The 15,682-nt window shown below is 41.8% G+C and carries 11 protein-coding genes; 4 read left to right on the top strand and 7 right to left on the bottom strand.

Annotation, left to right across the window (positions count from 1 at the left end):
• The first annotated feature begins 28 nt into the window (after positions 1 to 28).
• Positions 29 to 1,159: a class Ia ribonucleoside-diphosphate reductase subunit beta gene (gene nrdB / locus ACSSVW_RS12860; RefSeq protein WP_036968602.1), complete on the top strand. Its 1,131-nt coding sequence runs from the start codon at positions 29 to 31 to the stop codon at positions 1,157 to 1,159.
• Positions 1,159 to 1,431: a class I ribonucleotide reductase maintenance protein YfaE gene (yfaE, locus tag ACSSVW_RS12855; protein ID WP_036968605.1), complete on the top strand. Its 273-nt coding sequence runs from the start codon at positions 1,159 to 1,161 to the stop codon at positions 1,429 to 1,431. Before nrdB ends, yfaE begins: the two co-directional genes overlap by 1 nt.
• On the opposite strand, the gene ACSSVW_RS12850 is transcribed toward yfaE, so the two are convergent.
• Positions 1,428 to 1,955 carry a YaeQ family protein gene (locus tag ACSSVW_RS12850; protein ID WP_065979888.1) on the bottom strand — a complete coding sequence of 176 codons (528 nt, stop codon included), beginning with the start codon at positions 1,953 to 1,955 and terminating at the stop codon, positions 1,428 to 1,430. The two genes, yfaE and ACSSVW_RS12850, sit on opposite strands and share 4 nt — an antisense overlap.
• 154 nt (positions 1,956 to 2,109) lie before the next feature.
• Between ACSSVW_RS12850 and ACSSVW_RS12845 the strand changes: the two genes are divergently transcribed.
• On the top strand, positions 2,110 to 4,515 hold the full coding sequence (locus tag ACSSVW_RS12845) for a TonB-dependent receptor (protein WP_454179448.1): 2,406 nt from the start codon (positions 2,110 to 2,112) through the stop codon (positions 4,513 to 4,515).
• 83 nt (positions 4,516 to 4,598) lie between these two features.
• On the opposite strand, the gene glnS is transcribed toward ACSSVW_RS12845, so the two are convergent.
• The gene (gene glnS / locus ACSSVW_RS12840; protein WP_036968612.1) at positions 4,599 to 6,266 is read right to left on the bottom strand and encodes a glutamine--tRNA ligase; all 1,668 of its coding nucleotides are present in this window, start codon (positions 6,264 to 6,266) and stop codon (positions 4,599 to 4,601) included.
• 218 nt (positions 6,267 to 6,484) lie between these two features.
• Here glnS and ACSSVW_RS12835 point away from each other — a divergent pair, with 218 nt between their 5' ends.
• A complete protein-coding gene (locus ACSSVW_RS12835) occupies positions 6,485 to 7,555 on the top strand; it encodes a DUF3083 family protein (RefSeq protein WP_118844230.1) in 1,071 nt (356 codons plus the stop codon).
• A gap of 44 nt (positions 7,556 to 7,599) precedes the next feature.
• Here ACSSVW_RS12835 and argA read toward each other — a convergent pair whose 3' ends face one another.
• From argA to ACSSVW_RS12810, 5 genes are all read right to left on the bottom strand, one after another.
• Positions 7,600 to 8,940 (bottom strand): amino-acid N-acetyltransferase, encoded by a 1,341-nt coding sequence (argA, locus tag ACSSVW_RS12830; protein WP_036968615.1) that lies wholly within the window; start codon positions 8,938 to 8,940, stop codon positions 7,600 to 7,602.
• Between the two features lie 183 nt (positions 8,941 to 9,123).
• Positions 9,124 to 9,996, bottom strand: a complete 873-nt coding sequence (gene sucD / locus ACSSVW_RS12825; RefSeq protein WP_036968616.1) for a succinate--CoA ligase subunit alpha — start codon at positions 9,994 to 9,996, stop codon at positions 9,124 to 9,126.
• Positions 9,996 to 11,162: an ADP-forming succinate--CoA ligase subunit beta gene (gene sucC / locus ACSSVW_RS12820; protein ID WP_036968617.1), complete on the bottom strand. Its 1,167-nt coding sequence runs from the start codon at positions 11,160 to 11,162 to the stop codon at positions 9,996 to 9,998. The genes sucD and sucC overlap by 1 nt, the downstream gene beginning before the upstream one ends.
• 176 nt (positions 11,163 to 11,338) lie before the next feature.
• Entirely contained in the window at positions 11,339 to 12,853 is a 1,515-nt protein-coding gene (gene odhB / locus ACSSVW_RS12815; RefSeq protein WP_454179447.1) for a 2-oxoglutarate dehydrogenase complex dihydrolipoyllysine-residue succinyltransferase, read from the bottom strand.
• A gap of 3 nt (positions 12,854 to 12,856) precedes the next feature.
• Complete coding sequence (locus ACSSVW_RS12810) at positions 12,857 to 15,676, bottom strand: 2-oxoglutarate dehydrogenase E1 component (RefSeq protein ID WP_065979886.1); 2,820 nt, start codon at positions 15,674 to 15,676, stop codon at positions 12,857 to 12,859.
• Positions 15,677 to 15,682: the final 6 nt, after the last annotated feature.

Raw genomic sequence — 15,682 nt, 5'->3', positions numbered from 1 at the left:
TGTCCTGACTGTTTTTTGAGTATTCACTATGTCATATACAACTTTTAGCCGAAACCATAATAACCAATTACTAGAACCGATGTTTTTCGGCCAGACGGTAAACGTGTCACGTTACGACCAACAAAAGTACCCTATCTTCGAGAAGCTAATTGAAAAGCAATTATCTTTCTTCTGGCGTCCTGAAGAAGTTGACGTAAGTAAAGACCGTCTTGACTTTCAAGCTTTACCTGACCATGAAAAACACATTTTTTTAAGTAACTTAAAATACCAAACATTACTTGATAGTGTGCAAGGTCGTTCGCCTAACGTTGCCTTACTGCCAATTGTGTCAATTCCTGAACTTGAAACGTGGATTGAAACATGGGCATTTAGTGAAACAATTCACAGCCGTTCATACACGCACATTATTCGTAACGTAACGCAGTCACCTGAGCTTATTTTTGATGATATCGTGAGTAACGAAAAAATCAGTGAACGTGCCGATGCAGTGACTAAGTATTACGATGAATTAATCAACATGATTTCGATTTACAACCTTTACGGTGAAGGTAAACATGTGATTAATGGTGAAGAAGTTAAAGTGAGCTTGTTCGACCTTAAAAAGTTGCTTTACCTTGCGATGATGTCGGTTAATATTCTGGAAGCAATTCGTTTTTATGTCAGCTTTGCATGTTCATTCGCGTTTGCTGAACGCGAGCTAATGGAAGGCAATGCAAAAATCATTAAATTAATTGCGCGTGATGAAGCTCTTCATTTATCAGGCACACAACACATCTTAAACATTATGCAAGACGGTAAAGACGATCCTGAAATGGCGATTGTTGCAGCGCAATGTAAAGATGAAGCAATTAAAATGTTTGTTGATGCCGCAGAGCAAGAAAAAGACTGGGCTGAATACCTGTTTAAAGATGGCTCAATGATTGGCTTAAACAAAGATATTTTATGCCAATACGTTGAATACATTACAAATGCACGTATGACTGCGGTAGGCTTACCTGCTCAGTTTGAAAGTAAGAGCAACCCGATTCCATGGATCAATTCGTGGTTAGTCTCTGATAACGTGCAAGTTGCACCGCAAGAAGCCGAGATAAGTTCTTACCTTGTTGGTCAAATCGATTCTCAAGTTGATGCATCAGACTTTGGTGATTTCGATCTGTAATGAGCACTAAACACACTGCACAGGTTATCCTTGCAGGAACAGACAGCCAGAGTATAGATTTTGACTCTGGCTGTTCATCTCTCCTTGAATGCCTTGAACAACATAAAATAGATGTCCCCTATCAATGCCGCGAAGGATATTGTGGTGCTTGTCGTGCTCAGCTTGTAGAAGGCGACGTACGTTATAATCAAGAGCCCCTTGCCTTTGTGCGTCCAGGTGAAGTATTACTGTGTTGCAGTAAACCTAACGGTAAAATCACTATTGAACTTTAATGCCATACAAGATCACGTGTTTGGTAAAAATGGTGTTTATCTGCCACGCTAATCGTTTGCTGATCAATGGTAATATCCCACTGCAAATTTTTACTTAGATGAGTAACGAGTTGTTCAATAAACTGACTATCGAAAGCAATAAGGTGACTGTTGCTGATCAACGCAAGCTGACGTTGATACTCATTTAACCAGTCACTTTCAAGCGTGGTGACAACCCACAGTTCATCAACACGCTTAGCAATTTTAGTTAACATAGATATATCGGGCTGATCAACAGACAGCCACGTCTCATAATGCTCATCGAGCGCTTTTATTGACACATCGGGTTGATTGTTTTTTAGCCGAGCATTGATAGTTGCCTGCTTATTATGCGAAAACAAACAATAGCTCAGCAATTTGAGCACAAAATGCTGATAACTTTCCCCTCTGTCACAGGCGGTGGTGAAGGTTTCTTGATGATTACAATGCTCACGTAAATCTGCGATGGTGAACTGCGCCTTAAATACTCTATTTTTATCAGACATAACCACGGGCCATACCGATTAAATAATCTAAGTATAGTGTATGAAATTTAAATCGCGACAGTTTATAAGTTATAGTATAACGTTATTGCCATTGAAAAATGGTGGTGTTATATTATATCACAACACTCAACAACCAACGTAAAAAGTAGTAACAATGAAGCAATTTTCAATTATTTCTAGTGCTGTTGCAGCTGCACTGTTTTCTCAATCAAGCATTGCTGCTGTTATCACAGGCCAAGTAGTAGATAAAAATCAACAACCCGTTGTTAATGCACAAGTCCATGTGCATGGTAAATCACAGGCTGTAATGACTGACGCGCAAGGTGAATTTAAAATTGATGTCGACAGCAAAGGTCAACTTCATGTAAGCAAAGATAATTTCATTGATAAGCGTGTTGATATTAATGGTGATGATCAATCTGTTGTTGTTACTTTGACGCCTACATCCGTAGAAACCGTTGTTGTGTATGCGTCAGCCTTACACAAAAACAGCTTAGAGATGATCTCACCGGTTAATGTGTTATCAGGTGACAATTTAAAGAATAAAGCGAAACCGACTCTAGGTGAAACTTTAAAAGGCTTACCGGGTGTTAATGCCAGTTATTTTGGTCCCGTTTCATCAAGCCCTATAATTCGTGGTTTAGATGGCCCGCGTGTTAAAATTACACAAAATGGTTTAGACAGTAGTGATGCATCTCGTATCGGACCCGATCATGCCACCTCAAATGACAGTTTAGCAGCAGAGCAAATTGAAGTGCTTCGTGGCCCAGCTACCCTACTTTATGGTTCAGGCGCAATTGGGGGTGTGGTAAACGTTGTTGATAACCGTATTCCTACCGATAACATCGAGACATTGACAGGTGCGGCTCAATACACGCACGACACAGTATCAAATACGAATACCTATGCAGCTAAGTTAGAAACAGGTAACAACGGTTTCAACTTCCATTTTGATGGCACAAAACGCACGGGTGACGACTACAAAACTCCCACGTTTGAACTTCCAGAAGAGCATGAAGAACACGAAGGTGAAGAACACGCTGAGCACGAGACTGCTAACAGCGTAGAAAATACCTTTATAGACAGCCAAACCGTTAACTTTGGAACTAGCTACGTTGGTGAACATTTAACGTTAGGCGTGTCATATGGCCGTATTGAAACAGATTATGGCATTCCTGCCCATGAACATCATGGCCACGATCATGAAGAAGAAGCTGAACATGAAGAAGCAGGACATAGCGAAGAAGCCCATGAAGAATCTGTATTTGCTCAGTTAGAGCAAGACCGTTGGCAAGGCTACATGAGTTACGCTCTTCATAATAACTGGATTGAAAACATCTCGTTGCGCGTAGGTTATACAGATTATAAACATGCTGAAATTGAAGACGGTGAAGTTGGAACGGTGTTCAGTAACAAAACAACTGAAGCGCGTGCGACAGTCGAGCATAAACTTGGTCTTTGGCACGGTATGGCTGGTTACCACTATACAGAGTCTGACTATGATGCCGATGGCGAAGAAGCGTTCACACCGGCTAGTGTAACAAAATCAAACGCGCTATTTTTACTTGAGGAAAAACAATTTGGTGATGTCACTGTTGAACTAGGTGCGCGCATCGAAGATTACCAAATCGATTCTGCTGTCACATTGGCTGAACATCATCATGATCATGCAGAAGAAGCGCATGATGAAGAGGAAGAAGCTGAAACAATTAACTACAGTGCCGATTTCACTAACTTAAGCTTATCTGCGGGTGCTATTTGGCAATATCAAGAAGGCCAAAGCGTTGCGCTTAGCGTGTCTCACTCGGAACGTGCGCCATTAAGTGCAGAACTACTCTCGAACGGTGTTCACATTGCAACAGGTACTTATGAATTAGGCTTAGGTTATCATATTGAAGAAGGTGAAATTCACTTTGAACCTGAAGACATCAAACAAGAGACTGCAACAAACTTTGATTTAAGTTTCCGTCGTTTCATTGGTGACTTTGGTTATACAATCAACTTTTTCTATAACGACATTGAAAACTTCTATTACCAACAAAATACGGGCTATTTCTTTGATGAAGAACATGGCTTAGAAATGGCAGAAGAAGTACACGATGATGCCATGGCGGTTTACAAATTTACCAGTAAAGATGCCAAATTGTATGGGTTAGAATTTGATGTGCACTATCAAGTTTCACCTAGCACCTTAGTGAAAGTGTTTGGTGATTCGACGACAGCTAAATTAAAAGATGACAATAACTACTTACCACGAATCCCAGCGAATAAATTGGGTTCAGAGTTACAGTATACCGTCTCTGATTGGCAGTTTAGCCTAACAGGCACACATTACTTTGAGCAGTCAGACATCACTGCCTACGAGACAAAAACAGAAGGGTACACTTTGTTTGATGCGTCAGCGAATTATCAACTTGACTTAGGCCCAGTAGATACACAACTTTATATCAACGTTGATAACATAACAGACGAACTTGGCTTTGTTCACAGCTCGTTTATTAAAGAAAAAGCGCCACTAACGGGCAGAAACTTCAGCCTAGGTATCCGCGGTTACTTCTAAAAAGTAACGAATATAAAAAAACCCTTTCACTTTAATAAGTGAAAGGGTTTTTTATTATCTTTTAAAAGAGTTAAACGCGCTGTTTAACCTTTTTGTTCGATTTTAGCCCATGAATCACGAAGACCCACCGTTTGGTTGAACACAAGTGTCTGTGCTTTATTATCGCGACAGAAATACCCTGTACGTTCAAACTGGAAGCCCTGCTCTGCTTGTGCATTTGCAAGTGAAGGTTCTAACTTCGCATTTGATAAAACCACAAGCGACTCTGGATTAAGCGTTGCATTAAAGTCTTCAGCAGCTGCTGGGTTAGGTACGTTGAATAGACGATCGTATAAACGTACTTCTGCAGTAATAGACTCGCTAGCAGATACCCAATGGATTACCCCTTTCACCTTGCGACCATCACTTGGGTTTTTACCCAGCGTTTCATCATCGTAAGAACAGAAGATCGTGGTGATTTCACCATTAGCGTCTTTTTCAATGCGTTCAGCTTTTATCACATAAGCTCCGCGTAAACGCACTTCTTTACCCAGCACTAAACGCTTAAACTTATTGTTTGCTTCTTCACGGAAATCTTCGCGTTCAATATAAAGCTCGCGAGTAAATGGCACATCACGGCGTCCCATTTCTTCTATGTTCGGGTGATTAGCGACTGATAACGTTTCTACTTTATCTGCATCATAGTTCTCTAGAACCACTTTAACAGGGTCAAGTACAGCCATAGCACGTGGTGCATGTTCATTTAAATCTTCACGAATACACGCTTCCAACATGCCCATTTCAACCATGTTTTCTTGCTTAGTAATACCAATGCGTGAACAGAACTCACGTACTGAAGCTGGTGTATAACCACGACGACGTAAACCAGCAATCGTTGGCATACGTGGGTCATCCCAGCCTTCAACATGGCCATTAACCACTAAGTCATTTAATTTACGCTTAGACATAATAGTGTATTCAAGATTTAAACGTGAAAACTCGATTTGCTGTGGATGGCATTCTAGGCTGATGTTATCAAGCACCCAGTCATAGAGACGTCGGTTATCTTGGAATTCAAGCGTACATAAAGAATGTGTAATACCTTCAAGCGCATCAGAAATACAATGTGTAAAGTCATACATTGGGTAAATGCACCACTTATCACCTGTTTGGTGATGGTGAGCAAAACGTACACGGTACAAAATAGGATCGCGTAATACAATAAACGAGCTTGCCATATCAATTTTAGCACGCAGTACACACTCGCCTTCTTTAAACTCACCGTTACGCATTTTTTCGAATAAGGCTAAGTTCTCTTCAACAGGTGTATCACGATAAGGGCTATTTTTTCCTGGCTCTTTTAGCGTACCACGGTACTCACGTGCTTGGTCTGCTGACAAGAAACACACATACGCAAGCCCTTTTTCGATAAGTTCAACGGCATAGCCATAAAGTGCATCAAAGTAGTTTGATGAATATTTAATTTCACCATCCCATTGAAAACCGAGCCACTGCACATCTTCTTTAATAGAGTTTACGTAGTTGATATCTTCTTTTTCTGGGTTTGTATCATCAAAACGTAAGTTGCAAAGGCCATTGTAATCCTGGGCAATACCAAAATTTAAGCATATAGACTTTGCATGACCAATGTGTAAAAAACCATTTGGTTCTGGTGGAAAACGTGTATGCGTAGTCGCGTGTTTACCGCTTGCGAGATCTTCGTCGATACGCGTTCTTATAAAGTTACTTGGGCGATTCTCAATTTCCGCCATAGGAGCATAATCCTCTGAATATTGCATGGTGACAAAACTACTGCATTATTACAAAAAGAAGCTCTAACATACAGTAGTTGATGTGTGTTTATCGAAGATAATAATGCGATTGTTAAAACCCTACGGTCAAATCGGTAAAAAAGTTGTTCTAACGCAATAAAATGATCATTGACTGACGATATAGTGCCGATAGTTTCACTATTTAATAAGGAAAAGAGATGGCTTCACTCAATCAACACCGAGTCTATATTCCTAGCTCTGCACGTGCAAACCAGTATGTGTTAGTTGAATTTAAACCCAATGATGAGTTTTTTGCCCAGTTTACGAACATTAGCTGCGGTTACAAGCGTCTTGCAAGGGAATTATTTGCGCTGTGCGATGAGTATGAACTTCATAACGTACATCTCATTGCGAATGATAAACTACCTGTCGTACGCTACCATGATGAGGCGTACAGTTTAGAAACAACAAAACAAATATTATTTTTCTATAATCCGCAATACCACGAAGCACACAATGTATTTGCTAATGGCGAAGAAAGATGCAAAAAAATTCGCTTATTATTCTTAGCAACCGGTGACGATATTCGTGCAAATGCGGCACAGTTCCACCATAAAGTGCAACGGGTAATCAATACATTACAAGACAAGCTTTTAAGCAACCAACCCCCGCTTAAGATTCGAGATCATCAACACTTAACCTATGACTTATTTGCCAAAGCCAAAGGCCACAAAGAAAGCTATGGCTATAAGTTACGAAGTTTATATCCGCGTTATCAATCGCGCCAATGCCATTTGCCAAGCGATCACAGCGAAATGACCTATGCAGGCTTTTCAATTCCTGTCACACGCGCAATTAAGACACAATTTCAGCATATGCTAAATGAAGAAAACTATAGTCAGTTTTATCAGTATATTTTTGATGCGTTTAAACGTGCCTGTGATAAGCGTCAACTTAACTTAGCTGCCTTTATCGCAAATGGAACACGCCCGATTGTGCGTAATAGTAATATTGACAATGCACAGAGCAATAGCGAGTTACAAAAACTGACTTTCGACTGCACCAGCGAGCAAGTACAAATACAACAATTTTGGAATGCGGATACGTTGGTCGATGTGCTGCACTTTGTTATTGCAGCAGCAGAAAAAGATAAACACGATATCGGTTACGGCCGATTTATGAACCAAGTACAAAGTGCCATTAATGAGGTGACAGACGAACTTGCGTTTAATCCAACACGCCAAGACTTACGCGTGCGCTTTTATCAGCATATTAACTATCAATATTAAACAGGTTTTACGCGGGTGACAGCGATGTGTCACCCACCTTTACCTTAACGATTTTTTGGTAATTTAGATAAGTCTAAACGTAATACCTTTGAGCGTCGCTGGTAGTTATACAGCGACTTTTTCTTCGCGGGCAGTTCATCGACCGTCACCAATTCAAAACCTTGTTCAATAAACCAATGAATACTGCGCGTTGTTAACGCAAATAACCCATGATAACCACACCGTTTTGCCTTATTAATTATAAAACGTAATAAATTACTGCCACGGTCTGCATCACGATATTGAGGGTGAACAGCAAGACTTGCAAATTCACCAACCTGCTCTTCATCAAATGGGTAAAGGGCAGCGCACGCGATAATAAGTCCATCACGCTCAATCACTGTGAATTGCTCAATTTCTATCTCTAATTGCTCTCTTGAGCGACGCACTAAATAGCCCTGCTCTTCAAGTGGTCTAATTAAGTTTAAGATACCGGTTATATCACTGATCGTTGCACTACGAAGTTGTTCAGAACTTTGTGGCGCAATCTGGGTCCCAATACCATCCAAAGAGAAGAGCTCTTGCAATAAGGCACCATCTTCTTTGTAGCTGACAAGGTGACACCGATGCACCCCGCCCCGACATGCATCAATAGCAGCTTGCAAAAAGACAGGGGCGCTCAAACATGAAGGTGTATGAGTGCGATAGTGCTCTAACACTCGCTCGGCTTCGTTTGGCATTAATTCTGCTATCGCTTCGCCATTTTCATCTAAAATACCTGCATCTTGGCTAAAGCCTAGCATTTTGTCTGCTCTGAGCTTTAAAGCAACTTGAGTCGCAATTTCTTCTGCGGTTAAATTAAAGCTCTCACCCGTCACTGAGGCAGCAATCGGACCTAGGAGCACAATACTATTGTTATTGAGTTGGTGGCGTATTCCCTCAACATCAATTCGCCTAACCCGCCCCGAGTGGTGGTAATCAACCCCTTCATCAACGCCTAAAGGCTGCGCTATAACAAAATTACCACTGACTACATTTAAAAATGAGCCCGACATGGGGGTGCTACTTAATGACGTGGATAAACGTGCGGTGATGTCAAATTGCATTGCTCCGGCCACTTTTTTAATCACTTCAAAAGTGGTGTTATCGGTAACACGGATCTCGTTATGAAAATGACTAGTTATGCCAACCTCATTCAAAGCGGCATTAAATTGTGGCCGTGCGCCAAACACCAAAACAATCTTAATACCTAAGCTTGTTAATAGAGCAACATCATTAATAATACTTCGACAGCCTGGCTGGTCTATCGCCTCACCACCCAGCATTACAACGAAAGTCTTGCCTCTATGGGCATTTACATAAGGAGTCGACTGACGAAATCCGTCTACTAATTCTGTAGTACGCACGTGCTAATTACCTTTTAAATTCAAGCGTTTTTTATTAAAACGGAAACAGAGGAATTAGTTTAAGGAATTTTTATTCATAAATAAAGAATTTTTATTCTTTATTTATGAATAAAAATTGACAGTGAATTAAGTAATAAAAAAGGCCCGCATAAGCGAGCCTCTTTTTAAGAGATTAAAGACCGATTACCAGCCTGTTTTCTCTTTAAGTGCAGCACCGATGTCAGCTAGTGAACGTACTGTTTTAACGCCAGCAGCTTCTAATGCAGCAAATTTCTCATCAGCAGTACCTTTACCGCCTGCGATGATTGCACCCGCGTGACCCATACGCTTACCTGGAGGCGCAGTTACACCCGCAATGTAAGAAACAACAGGCTTAGTTACGTTGTGCTTGATGTATTCAGCAGCTTCTTCTTCTGCTGTACCACCGATTTCACCGATCATAACGATTGCTTCAGTTTGCTCGTCTTTTTCGAACATTTCTAAAACGTCGATGAAGTTAGTGCCAGGGATTGGGTCGCCACCGATACCAACACATGTTGATTGGCCGAAACCAGCATCAGTAGTTTGCTTAACCGCTTCGTAAGTAAGTGTACCAGAACGTGATACGATACCTACTTTACCAGGCTTGTGGATGTGACCAGGCATGATACCGATCTTAGTTTCACCCGGAGTGATAACACCTGGGCAGTTAGGACCGATCATGCGAACACCAGTTTGCTCAAGCTTAACTTTAACGTCAACCATGTCTAGTGTTGGGATACCTTCAGTGATACAAACGATAAGCTCGATGCCAGCATCGATAGCTTCTAAGATTGCATCTTTACAGAAAGGTGCTGGTACGTAGATTACTGATGCAGTTGCGCCAGTTGCTTCTACAGCGTCACGTACTGTGTTGAATACTGGAAGACCAAGGTGCGTTTGACCGCCTTTACCTGGGCTAACACCACCAACCATTTGTGTACCATACTCAAGCGCTTGCTCAGAGTGGAAAGTACCTTGGCCACCAGTGAAACCTTGACAGATAACTTTTGTATCTTTATTGATTAATACAGACATTATTTGCCCTCCGCAGCAGCAACAACTTTTTCAGCTGCGTCTGTTAGTGATTCAGCAGCGATGATGTTAAGGTCAGAATTAGCAAGTACTTCACGACCTAGTTCAGCGTTAGTACCTTCTAAACGTACTACTACTGGTACGTTTACGCCTACTTCTTTAACTGCACCAATGATACCTTCTGCGATCATGTCACAACGAACGATACCACCGAAGATGTTAACTAAAACAGCTTTTACGTTGTCGTCTGAAAGGATGATCTTGAATGCTTCAGATACACGCTCTTTCGTCGCGCCGCCACCAACATCTAGGAAGTTAGCTGGCTTGCCACCGTGTAGGTTTACGATGTCCATCGTACCCATTGCTAGGCCTGCACCGTTAACCATACAACCCACGTTACCGTCTAGTGCAACGTAGTTAAGCTCGAAGCTTGCAGCGTGAGCTTCACGTGCATCTTCTTGAGATGGATCGTGCATTTCACGGATTTTAGGTTGACGGTAAAGCGCGTTACCATCTACACCGATTTTGCCATCTAGACAGTGAAGGTTGCCTTCGTCTGTGATAACAAGCGGGTTGATTTCTAATAATGCGAAATCGAAATCGTTGAACATGTTCGCAAGACCCATGAAGATCTTAACAAACTGTTTCATTTGCGTTGGGTTTAAACCTAGTTTGAAGCCTAATTCACGAGCTTGATACGCTTGAGGACCTACAAGTGGATCGATTTCAGCTTTGTGGATTAGCTCTGGCGTTTCTTCAGCAACAGTCTCGATTTCAACACCACCTTCAGTAGATGCCATGAAAACAACTTTACGAGAAGCACGATCTACTACAGCGCCTAGGTATAATTCGTTAGCGATGTCAGTGCAGCTCTCAACAAGGATCTTAGCTACTGGCTGACCATTTTCGTCTGTTTGGTAAGTAACTAAGTTTTTACCTAACCAGTTCGCAGCGAACTCTTTAACTTCGTCGATTGTTTTAACTAGCTTAACACCGCCAGCTTTACCACGGCCACCTGCGTGAACCTGTGTTTTAACAACCCACATATCACCGCCAATTTTCTCAGCAGCTGCTGCAGCTTCTTCAGGTGTATCGCAAGCGTAACCGTGAGAAACTGGTAAACCATATTCGGCAAAAAGTTGTTTTGCCTGATACTCATGCAAATTCATGATGCTTTATCCAATTTTTTATACTAAAAGAGCTGAATATTTATGCAAATAAACAGCTATCCCAAATTGCGCACCTAGTATAAATCCCAAGGCTCAACATGAAAACCCCAGTTAGACCAAAGGCGCAAAAAAAAAGCTGTGAACGCAGTCCACAGCTTACATTTTATACAACTAGATTAAACATCTAGTAATAAACGTGTTGGATCTTCAAGTAACTCTTTAATTGTCACTAAGAAACCAACAGATTCTTTACCATCAATTTGACGGTGATCGTACGATAACGCTAAATACATCATTGGTAAGATTTCAACTTTACCATTTACAGCCATTGGACGATCTTGGATTTTGTGCATACCTAAGATTGATGACTGAGGTAAGTTGATAATCGGTGTAGAAAGTAACGAACCGAATACACCACCATTAGTAATAGTGAAGTTACCACCTGTCATATCATCAAGTGTTAATTTGCCGTCACGACCTTTAAGCGCTAATTCACGGATACCTTTTTCAATTTCTGCAACTGATAACTTGTCACAATCTTTAAGTACTGGTGTAACTAGGCCACGTGGTGTTGATACCGCGATGCTGATATCGAAGTAGTTGTGATAAACAATATCATCACCATCGATTGATGCATTCACTTCAGGGAAACGTTTAAGCGCTTCTGTTACTGCTTTCACATAGAAAGACATGAAACCTAAACGAATACCATGACGTTTTTCGAATACTTCTTGATACTGCTTACGAAGGTCCATGATAGGTTTCATGTTTACTTCGTTGAATGTTGTTAACATTGCAGTTGAGTTTTTCGCTTCAAGAAGGCGATTTGCAATAGTCTTACGTAAACGCGTCATTGGAACACGTTTTTGAGTACGGTCACCCATAGGTACAGCAGGTGCTGCCGCTTCTGCTTTAGGTGCAGACGCAGGCGCTTTTAAGAATGTATCAACGTCTTCTTTCGTTACGCGACCATTTTTTCCCGTGCCCTTGATTTTTGATGCATCAAGGCCCTTTTCAGCGATTAGACGACGCACTGACGGTGTTAATACGTCTGAGCTATCGCTTGAATCGCTTGCTGGTGCCGCTTCTTCTTTTATCGATTCTGCTTTAGCAGGTGCTGCACCCGCTTTAACAGTACCAATCACTTGTTCGCCAAGCACTGTTTCGCCTTCTGCGTGGATGTGCTCGCCCATGATACCGTCTTCTTGAGCAACAACTTCAAGAACAACTTTATCAGTTTCGATGTCAACTAGGTTTTGGTCGCGCGTTACCGCTTCACCTGGTTGAACATGCCAAGTAGCAATTGTCGCGTCTGCGACTGATTCTGGAAGTACAGGTACTTTAATGTCCACTTCTTTACCTTCTGATGCTGGTGCTGATTGCGCCGCTGGCGCGTCTTCTGATTTTGCTGGTGCTGATTCTTTAGCAGAATCGTCACTTGCTGGTGCAGCATCTGCATCACCAAGTAAACCAATTACTTGTTCACCAAGTACGGTTGCACCTTCTTCTTGTGAAATTTCAGTAATGACACCGTCGTTTGGTGCAACTACTTCTAAAACAACTTTATCTGTTTCAATATCAACTAAGTTTTGGTCACGGCTTACTTTGTCGCCAACACTTACGTGCCATGTTGCTACGGTAGCATCAGCAACCGACTCAGGAAGTACAGGAACTTTAATTTCTGTGCTCATTGCTTATCCTTTATTTTCAATAGTAAGCGCATCTGCAACGAGCGCTTGTTGTTCTTTAGTATGCACTGACATGTAACCACATGCTGGCGATGCTGATGCTTTACGGCCAGCATATTTTAATTTAGCGCCTTGTGGAATTGCATCGACAAAGTGGTGTTGAGAACAATACCAAGCACCTTGGTTTTGTGGCTCTTCTTGACACCAAACGAAGTCTTTAACGTGTTGATAACGCTGCATGATTGCATCCATCTCATCGTGTGGGAATGGATAAAGTTGTTCAACACGAACAATTGCAACATTATTAAGCTCTTGCTTACGACGCTCTTGAAGTAGTTCGTAGTAAACTTTACCGCTACAGAAAACAACGCGTTCAACTTTCTCTGCTGGGATGTCATCAATCTCGTCAATCATATTATAGAACACACCTTCAGATAACTCTTCCAGTGTTGATGTTGCTAATGGGTGACGTAATAATGACTTCGGTGTCATAACAATCAAAGGACGACGCAGTGGACGAACTGATTGACGACGTAGCATTGCGTAAACTTGCGCAGGTGTTGATGGCACACACACTTGCATGTTGTGATCAGCACACAGTTGTAAGAAACGCTCTAAACGGGCTGAACTATGCTCAGGACCTTGACCTTCATAGCCATGCGGTAACAAACACGTTAGACCACATAAACGGCCCCACTTTTGCTCGCCTGAACTTAAGAACTGGTCAAATACAACTTGAGCGCCGTTCGCAAAGTCACCAAATTGGGCTTCCCACATGACTAATGATGTAGGTTCTGCAGTCGCATAACCATATTCAAACGCAAGCACCGCTTCTTCAGATAACACTGAATCGTATACTTCAAATGCACCTTGCTTTTCGCTGATATTTTGCAACGGTAAGTAAGTTGACGCATCTTGTTGATTATGAACAACAGCATGACGATGGAAGAATGTACCACGGCCTGAGTCTTGACCCGTTAAACGGATATCAGTACCTGCATCAACAAGTGTTGCATAAGCCAGTGTTTCTGCCATACCCCAATCAAGTGCTTTTTCACCTGATGCCATTAGTTTACGGTCGTCGTAGATTTTCTTAACACGAGACTGTGCTTTATGACCTTCTGGGTAACTTGCGACTTTCTCGCCAAGTTCTTTAAGTTTCTCTACCGACACTTTAGCGTCGTATTCTACATCCCAATCGTGACCAACGAACTTAGCCCAATCAGATGAATGAGATGTTTCAGGTTGAATTTCTTCAACAACGCACGAGCCACGGTCTAAGCCATTACGGTAATCATCTGCGAGTACTTTAATTTCGTCTTCAGTGAATGAACCTTCAGCCACAAGCTGATCAGCATAGATTAAACGAGGAACAGGGTGTTTTTTGATTTTTTGGTACATAAGTGGTTGAGTCGCATTAGGCTCATCCGCTTCGTTATGACCATGACGGCGATAACAGACCAAATCAATAACAACATCACGTTTAAACTGATTTCTGAAATCAAGCGCAATTTGTGTTACGAATGCAACGGCTTCTGGATCATCAGAATTAACGTGGAAAATAGGTGCCTGAACCATCTTCGCAATATCTGTACAGTATGGTGTAGAACGCACATCAGCCTGTTTAGACGTTGTAAAACCAACTTGGTTGTTAACAACAATACGGATACTACCACCACAACTAAATGCATTAGTTTGTGATAGGTTAAATGTTTCTTGTACAACACCTTGACCTGCAATCGCAGAGTCACCATGAATTGTAATAGGCAGTGCTTTAATACCTGACTTATCACCTAAGCGGTCAAGACGCGCACGAACCGAACCCATCACTACCGGGTTTACGATTTCTAGGTGAGACGGGTTAAATGCAAGTGCCATGTGCACATTGCCACCCTTAGTGGCAAAGTCAGATGAATAACCCATGTGATATTTAACGTCACCTGAGCTTAATGTATCTTTATGTTTACCAGCGAACTCATCAAATAAATCTGATGGGTTTTTACCTAAAACGTTCACTAGTACGTTCAGACGACCGCGGTGAGCCATACCAATAACAGCTTCTTTTTGTCCGCTTTCACCTGCACGATGAATCAGTTCTTTAAGCATTGGTACTAACGCATCACCACCTTCAAGTGAGAAACGTTTTGCACCAGGGAACTTAGCCCCTAAATATTTTTCAAGACCATCCGCTGCTGTTAACCCTTTAAGGATGCGCAGCTTTTCTTCTTTAGAAAAAGTTGGGCGTGATTGCACTGATTCCAAACGCTGTTGTAACCAACGCTTTTCTTCAGTCGATGTGATATGCATATACTCAGCACCAACAGAACCACAGTACGTGGTCTTAAGTGCTTGATATAACTCACCTAAAGGCATGGTTTCGCGACCGACTGCAAACGAACCCACATTGAATTCACGGTCAAAATCAGCTTCAGATAAATCGTGGTACTCTAATTCAAGATCGCGAACACGTTCGCGTTGCCAGATACCTAATGGATCTAGGTTGGCATTTTGGTGACCACGGAAACGGAAAGCATTTATAAGTTGTAGCACTTTGACCTGTTTAGGATCACCAGAGCCACCCTCTGCTACCACCACTTCTCTATGCTTGTTTTTAGCAAGCTCCGCAAATTGTGCACGAACTTCAGAATGTTTTACGTCAACATCCACACCATCAACTTTTGGTAATTGTTCGAACACTTCTCGCCATTCTTCTGGCACAGAAGTCGCATCATCTAAGTACGCTTCATAAAGCTCTTCTACGTAAGCAACGTTACCGCCGTTTAAGTGAGAAGATTCTAGCCATGCCTTCATCACACCTTCGTGCATTTATAA

This window comes from Pseudoalteromonas sp. MBR-15, from assembly GCF_053628915.1.
This window is presented reverse-complemented; position numbering and strand designations above follow the sequence as displayed.